The sequence below is a fragment of the Bradyrhizobium vignae genome (assembly GCF_004114425.1).
Classification (GTDB): domain Bacteria; phylum Pseudomonadota; class Alphaproteobacteria; order Rhizobiales; family Xanthobacteraceae; genus Bradyrhizobium; species Bradyrhizobium vignae.
In genome coordinates this window covers 64,255-70,615 of the sequence record NZ_RDQF01000038.1, presented here as the reverse complement: position 1 = coordinate 70,615, position 6,361 = coordinate 64,255, and the positions used below count along the sequence as shown (strand labels likewise).

Sequence of the window (6,361 nt, the reverse complement as noted above, 5' to 3'; positions counted from 1 at the left end):
GCAGGAGGAACGTCGGCGATTCGACGCGACGGCCGACCGGCCAGGGCATGCCCTGGCCGGTCGGCCGTCACGAAAACTGGGGAATTTTCAAATGCCATAAGTGGGGAGAATTACTCCGCCACTCACAGTGCTGGGTGGCCGGAAGTGGTAGGCCGCCGATATTGAGCCGTCGCGACCTCCCGGCAATAATGAGCCGGGGGGAAGCGATATGGAGTCATGGCTTATCGTGCTGGTGATCGCTGGCGGGTGATACCTGTGGCAGCGGTCGAAGAACCAGGGGAAGGCGGTAGCCGCCAATGAGCGGCTGGAGAAGGACAAGCGTCTGTACGAGCACATCAAGGCCGGGATGCGGGAATACCACTGGCGCGAACGCGACCAGCCGCTATGGCGGGCCAAGCATGGAGAGAGGATGTTCGAGACCGCCCATCTCATCGCCTTCCATCTCGACCACTTCGCTGAGAGCCGGGTCGGGCTTCTACTTCAAGGATCTGGACGAGTACGGGATGTACAGCTTCTTCGCCGGCAACGATGACGACTTTATCGAGAGCTACTACCGCACCGACCGGGACTTCCAGAAGGAGGCCGTCCTCTTAGCGGGCGATGACTGAGCCGATCAATGGATGTGATCTGGCTCACGTGAAGCTTTGTAAAACTTTTTCGATTGACGGATTTCACCGGATATACGGACAAAATCTTCAGGAATTCAGGTACTCAGCGCCGCCGTTGTGAGTCCTGTTAACCGGGGTCAATTTTTAGATGCCCCGAGCGTGAATCAATTCTGTTGCGAGGAATCGAATCTCTGTTCTTATGAATCTTGGTCGGACGCGCTGATCACAGCTCATAACCAGTCAATGGAGAGCTGCGCCTATGTCGGACCATCCCGAGCTGCATGTTAAATTCCTGGGCCTGAGCCTCAGCGCTAAAGGTGCGCTGGCGATCTGCGCCGCCCTGACCATTGTGCTTTCGGTGCTTGCCTTCTATCGGTTTTGATTGACGCTCGTTTGCAATCGGCTCACGATTCAAACCATGCAGACAACTCAACTTGTGAAGCGAGGCGGTCGCCGCGTCGGCGTCGGTCGCAAGCGCGGCAGTGGTCGCTATGACGTGCCAACTGTGCCGGTGCGCGTACCCGTCAGCGCATTGCCTGACGTGAAGCACCTGATCGAAACGGGTAAGACCAAGCTCCCCATTATCGCTGTGGGGAAATCAATCAAAGCTCTTTGATTGGGCCGCCGCTACGTGCTGGGATTGGACCTGGGGACGACGCTCGGCGTTGGCCGGGTTTACGTTGATGGAGGATTAGATGCCCAGGCACTTCGGTTTGAAGGCAACATCAGCAGTAGGACGCTCGGCGTTCACGGCGTCACAAACGCCATGCCGGGCCAGACTGCATCGGCGTCTGCATCGAGGAGCCATTCTCCGGACAGTTCTCCAGCGTCAAAGCTCTCTTCCCCATGTTCGGCGCTGCCATACTCGCCTGCGAGCTGGAGGGGCTCCCGTATTCGACGGTCCACCTCAGCAAGCTGAAGATCCACGCCACCGGTAAAGGAAACGCCAAGAAGCCGGAGATGCAAGCGACAGCGAAGGCGCACTGGGAGAAAGACTTGGGTGAGGACGAGGCGGATGCTGCCTGGGCGGCCGCATATGCGCTGGATTGCGGATTATTCTATGGGCCGAAGAATTTGCGGTCATGCGCCGCATCAGCGGACAAGTACTTCGCGATTAGAGGAAATCTGGACGCGTCCGAATCCCAGGCAAATTCAATTGCGCTGCGGGTGACCACTTCGTTGGCTTGTTCAACGATGTGCCAAGGGGACAAGCCTTTGATCTCTGCCTGAATATCCTTGTTAACAAAGGCGAAGAACATCTTCCTGGGGCTGATCGGAAGCGCGAGGTGACCACCTTTCTTCGCAAGTCCATTCGTCATAATGACGGGGCGATCGGATGTGAGGAATCGAAGTTCCGGTAAGCCCAGGTCGTAAACGGCCTAGCTCATGCTGTTGAGCATGGTTTCGACTTCCGCGTTTTGCATAAGCTTGACGAGCGAGTACATGGCGCCCCGCTTCATTTCGAGCTCGGATATGTCTTCATACCGTTTGCCTGGAAAGTCCCGCTCGAAATCTCGCTTTAGTTCTCGATATTCCTTGGCAGTAGGATTTCTCATCCGGTCGTAGATATTTTTGACCGAAGCCGGCGAACGGATGAGCAGCCCGACGATGAATCGAGACCATGCCAGCCGAACGGCGGTCGGCAGATTATCAATCGAGTCGTTCAATATCATTTGGTGAGCGATGGCGGCGTTGTGGTCGATGTGTCCCATCAGAAGCGTCTCTATTCGGTTCGCCAAAGTGGGATCTGCTCCCTCAAGCCGATAAAGCCCCCTTACATACCCTGTGTGGGTCGGGGGCTTTGGTGTGGCGACTACCTTGTTGTGCATGCGCCGAAACGCAGTGACCGTGCCGTTTTTGGCCCACTGCTTCAGATAGAACACCGGGATGTAGTGGTGCTTGGGGAGCTTTGGCTCCTTGGCCATGGCCGACTCATCTTTGGGGATGGCACAGATTAGTTTTGGCTTTCAGCATTTCAACCTTGGCCTCGGCCTGGCGTAAGTCGGCAAGTGCTTTGAAGCTGCTGGCCTCAACGTCTACGGAGGGCGCGTGCAGCTGCGTAGTGATAGCAGCGCTCGCGGATGACTACTAGAGGTTCGCGCCCTCGCTCGCGCAACGCACCCATAAACCAACCAAGAGGAGGAAAACTCCCATGACCAAACGACCCCCCAACAAGTACTTTATTGGCAAGCTCGATAAAGCAATCCGCGGGTCCGTCTATCGCATCTTCCGGCATCGGAAGAACAAGCTGACGATGACGGTGGATTAGATGTGAACGCGCTCCGGCTGGAAGAAGATGACCAAGGGCTACTTCAAGCTGAGCCACCTTCTGTACAGCCAAGCTGCCGCTCGTGAGCAGCAGTGGTACAAGAAGCACCGGCTGTAATAGAGCGGCCTGGATGGGTGGAGTTCACTCCTGTTTGGGGCGACCACCCACCCGTCTCGATGATGGCTACACCCGATGAGGAGATTGCCAAGGCGTTCGGCCTGGCAATGGCTAACCTGCGGGGGGAGCTGTCGGACATCGAGACGGAGAAGAGGTTCATTCGGCTACGCCGGGAAATTGAAACGAAGATAAAGTGAGGAAATGGACACTGAACAAATGAATGACCGTGCGCTGTACTGGGGCGGCATTGTAGTGGTTTGCGCCTGGGTGCTCTTCGAGGTGAAGGACGCGATGCACGGTTAGGCGGCAGCGAGTGCCTACCTTGTGCGTTGCGCCGAGTCGGCCCCTGGGTGTCCAATGGCATTCGTAGCCTCACGCTGATTCGTGTTTCGCCTGAGGAACGGTCCGGTAACTGACTTCGTTTCATATTGCGAATGCGGTTTTCGCGAAATTCCGTGCAGAAAATCCGAAATGTAACTTGCTTCGTCGGGCAAAACAGTGATTGATTACGCAGAACGAGTTCGCGAAGTGGACACCGGTGCTCAAGCCGGCGGAAAGATGAGAAAGTTCAACGCTCTAGGTGAGGGGCGGGAGCTAAGTTCCGCCCCTTGTCGTTTGTGGCGGGGACGCTCACTTTTGGGCGGTATATTGCGGGTAAGCGGCGCGTTTAGCGGTTGACGCGTCGGAAGTGGTCTCAGAATAGGCAGGCGGCCAGCAACTCGGCTGCAATCTGGACGGAATGGGCTCCGGAAGGGATTCCGGGGAAGGAGAGAGGCTGTGTCGGACCAGGAACTGCGGAATGAAAATCTGATTGAAGTGCTGAAGCGCAACGGCGATTTCAGCAAGAACTACGGCCCGTGGCTGGGCGCGCTGTTGCTTTGGCTCGCCATGAAGTCGGCCCGTCCCAAGTCGTTCTGGTGGGGTGGCCTGATCGGCTTGGCCACTGTGGCTGGCGGGCTCGTGCTCAGGTTTGGATGGCCCGCGATTGCGGGGTAAGAAGGCTTATGCAGGGGGGCATAAGATGGACGGGTTAACGGATAAATTGCGCGACATAGTTCTCTTCGCGGCAGGGCTTATTGCTGTAGGCGCACTTTTCATGGCGGCATTTGAGGGGCTGAACCAGCGGTTTGCTTCGGCAACCTTCCTGGGCACACTCGGCGTGGCCTGCGTTTTCCTAGTTTTCATGCCCAACATCGAGATGTTCAAGGTTTGGGGCGTCGAAGCCAAGTTACGAGAGGTCAAAGACACTCTCACTCAAGCGCAGGTCCTGACCAAGAAGCTGAACAAGCTCGCCGCCATCAATGCCCGTGTCAGCTACATCCTAATGGGGTGGGGCAATCGTATGGACGGCCCGTCCGCCAAGGAGAAGCAGGCCATCCTCGACGAGGTGGACAAGCAGCTCGCCGATATGGAGATCTCGCTCGAGGAGCGCGCATCCATCACCAAGCCATTCGTCCAGCTCATCGGCATCGACTTCTATTACATATACGTCGTGGTGATGGAGCGATATGCCAAGGTCAAATCAGCAGACGTGACGCGAGCATATGAGAAAGACAAAAGCGACGCGAACCGAGCTATCGTCCAGAAGTTCATAGACGAGGAAGGCCGGTGGATGGCCGCGAAGGGCGGTGGTCCAACTGGCGACATCAACAGCTTTGTCTTTGAGGAGGCCATCAACAGGGCGACGCCGAGGGAGTGGCTGAATGATCAAGAGCGGGTCAAGGCCATGACGTTTGCCCAGCAGCTCATCACCATGTTTAAGGCGTGCGAGAAGAAGGGTGGTTATACTCCGGAGGGTGCGGAGTTCGTCGATAATTACCGCCGCCCTCGTGGCGTCGATGAGAAGAGCAGAGAGCTATTCGGCCGTGCCTACGGTGACACCTACTAACGAGAAGGGCCCTTGATGGGGCCCTCTTTGTTTGCGGCTTGTTTGGTCTACGAAGCTGCCATCGTTGACGATATGGGAATTGGAGCTGAAGAAGCTCTTGGCGTCCGGGTTGGCTTGGCCTTGATGGAAGCGCCGGTAAGGGCGGCAACAACAATCGCGGCACCGGCAATGAATGGGAACATCTCTCTGTCTTCTCGTTGATTTAACTCAGCCTTGCGGCGTGCAGGAATCATGGCGCAGTTGTAGGTTGCTGTCATCCCGCCATAATGAAATAGTTGAGAGCACATGCCCGACCACCCGCTAGTAAACAGGGAGGATGTCGATGACGAGATGTTTAAGGCCATCGGCCAATTCATCTACTCGTTCTCCCAGCTCGAACTCGCCATCCGTCTTCGGCTCAACGATGCGCTGAAACTGACGGATGAGCTGTTCGAGGTCATCATCGGACCTTATGACTTCGCCACGCTCTGCAACGTGACCAAGGAAGTGCTGCTGCGGACGAGAACCGATCTGGACGCGGAAAAGATCAAGAAGGTGTTCAATCGCTGCCACACGCTGAACCAGAAGGCTCGGATAGTTGTAGCTCATGGCACTTGGTTTCCGGAGGGAGCGGGCGCCACCCACATGAGCCGGAGTAGCTTCAAGAGCACCAGCCACTTCGAGAACCTCGAAGATCTCAAGCATCAAATCGACGAAGCGAAGCATTTAATGTGGCACGTCGTCATAGCGACGGGCTGGAAGTACGATACAGAGCTGCTTACCCAATACGCAAAAATCCCTCCACTGTAGCAAAGTCTTGCCAAGATTCCTGATGCTGTGCGCATAATGGGGCGTGGCCAAACGTGGGTGCCCCTCCGATTATCTTCCTAAGTTCGCTGACCATGCCACGAAGCTTTGCCGCCTTGGCGCCACCGACGCAGAGATCGCAGAGTTCTTCGGTAAAGACGAGCGGACCATCAACCGCTGGAAGATTGATCACCCAGACTTCTGTCAGGTCCTAAAAGACGGCAAGCTTCTTGAAGCTGGTTTCGTTGAGATTACATTCAAACTCAAACACAGGGAGCTTGGCGAGCATCAACAGGAGTGCTTCGTCGTGGGGTACGTGGCGGCCCACGAACTTGCCGTACCGAGAGACCCGATAGCCATGCCCTGTGAAGATGCATCTGCCATCAGCAGGTATAAGATAGCGCACTAGGTCGTGCCGTACGATCTTCAGCGGTATCAGGGCGTCTATGATGTCAAAGCACGTCCATTCGAGCTGATAAGGCCTGGTCGCAGACGGAGTCTCTTCGACTAATAAGGTTTCTAACAAAAGCTTATCAGTCGCACGAGGGACTTGCTAGTCAGCGGCAGGGCTGTGAGGTCAGTCCAACGTTGAGGTCCGCTCCTTGTGAAGCAGACGAAGGTGAGGGGACTGCCGATGGTCGCCCTTTGACCCTTGTGTGAAAACGACGAGCGGCTGTTATGATTTCCCGTGAT

At 56.1% G+C, this 6,361-nt stretch carries 9 protein-coding genes; 8 read left to right on the top strand and 1 reads right to left on the bottom strand.

What is annotated here, in order from left to right:
- The first annotated feature begins 867 nt into the window (after positions 1-867).
- The 3 genes from EAV90_RS41295 (at position 868) to EAV90_RS26750 (ending at position 1,838) form a co-directional block, all read left to right on the top strand.
- The gene (locus EAV90_RS41295; protein ID WP_283810509.1) at positions 868-990 is read left to right on the top strand and encodes a hypothetical protein; all 123 of its coding nucleotides are present in this window, start codon (positions 868-870) and stop codon (positions 988-990) included.
- 36 nt (positions 991-1,026) lie between these two features.
- Positions 1,027-1,224 (top strand): hypothetical protein, encoded by a 198-nt coding sequence (locus EAV90_RS26755; protein ID WP_129145152.1) that lies wholly within the window; start codon positions 1,027-1,029, stop codon positions 1,222-1,224.
- Positions 1,225-1,454: 230 nt separating this feature from the next.
- Entirely contained in the window at positions 1,455-1,838 is a 384-nt protein-coding gene (locus tag EAV90_RS26750; protein WP_129145151.1) for a hypothetical protein, read from the top strand.
- 149 nt (positions 1,839-1,987) lie between these two features.
- Here EAV90_RS26750 and EAV90_RS26745 read toward each other — a convergent pair whose 3' ends face one another.
- On the bottom strand, positions 1,988-2,533 hold the full coding sequence (locus EAV90_RS26745) for a DUF4238 domain-containing protein (protein WP_129145150.1): 546 nt from the start codon (positions 2,531-2,533) through the stop codon (positions 1,988-1,990).
- Positions 2,534-2,969: 436 nt separating this feature from the next.
- On the opposite strand from EAV90_RS26745, the gene EAV90_RS26740 reads away from it, so the two are divergent.
- The 5 genes from EAV90_RS26740 to EAV90_RS26720 all read left to right on the top strand — a co-directional run bounded on the left by EAV90_RS26740 (position 2,970) and on the right by EAV90_RS26720 (position 6,077).
- Entirely contained in the window at positions 2,970-3,191 is a 222-nt protein-coding gene (locus EAV90_RS26740; protein WP_129145149.1) for a hypothetical protein, read from the top strand.
- A 580-nt stretch (positions 3,192-3,771) separates the two neighbouring features.
- Positions 3,772-3,990, top strand: coding sequence for a hypothetical protein (locus EAV90_RS26735; protein ID WP_245509618.1), 219 nt, complete (start codon positions 3,772-3,774; stop codon positions 3,988-3,990).
- A gap of 25 nt (positions 3,991-4,015) precedes the next feature.
- Positions 4,016-4,882, top strand: coding sequence for a hypothetical protein (locus EAV90_RS26730; protein ID WP_129145148.1), 867 nt, complete (start codon positions 4,016-4,018; stop codon positions 4,880-4,882).
- 285 nt (positions 4,883-5,167) lie between these two features.
- Positions 5,168-5,671 (top strand): hypothetical protein, encoded by a 504-nt coding sequence (locus EAV90_RS26725; RefSeq protein ID WP_129145147.1) that lies wholly within the window; start codon positions 5,168-5,170, stop codon positions 5,669-5,671.
- A 43-nt stretch (positions 5,672-5,714) separates the two neighbouring features.
- Positions 5,715-6,077, top strand: coding sequence for a helix-turn-helix domain-containing protein (locus EAV90_RS26720; RefSeq protein ID WP_129145146.1), 363 nt, complete (start codon positions 5,715-5,717; stop codon positions 6,075-6,077).
- The last annotated feature ends 284 nt before the right edge of the window (positions 6,078-6,361 follow it).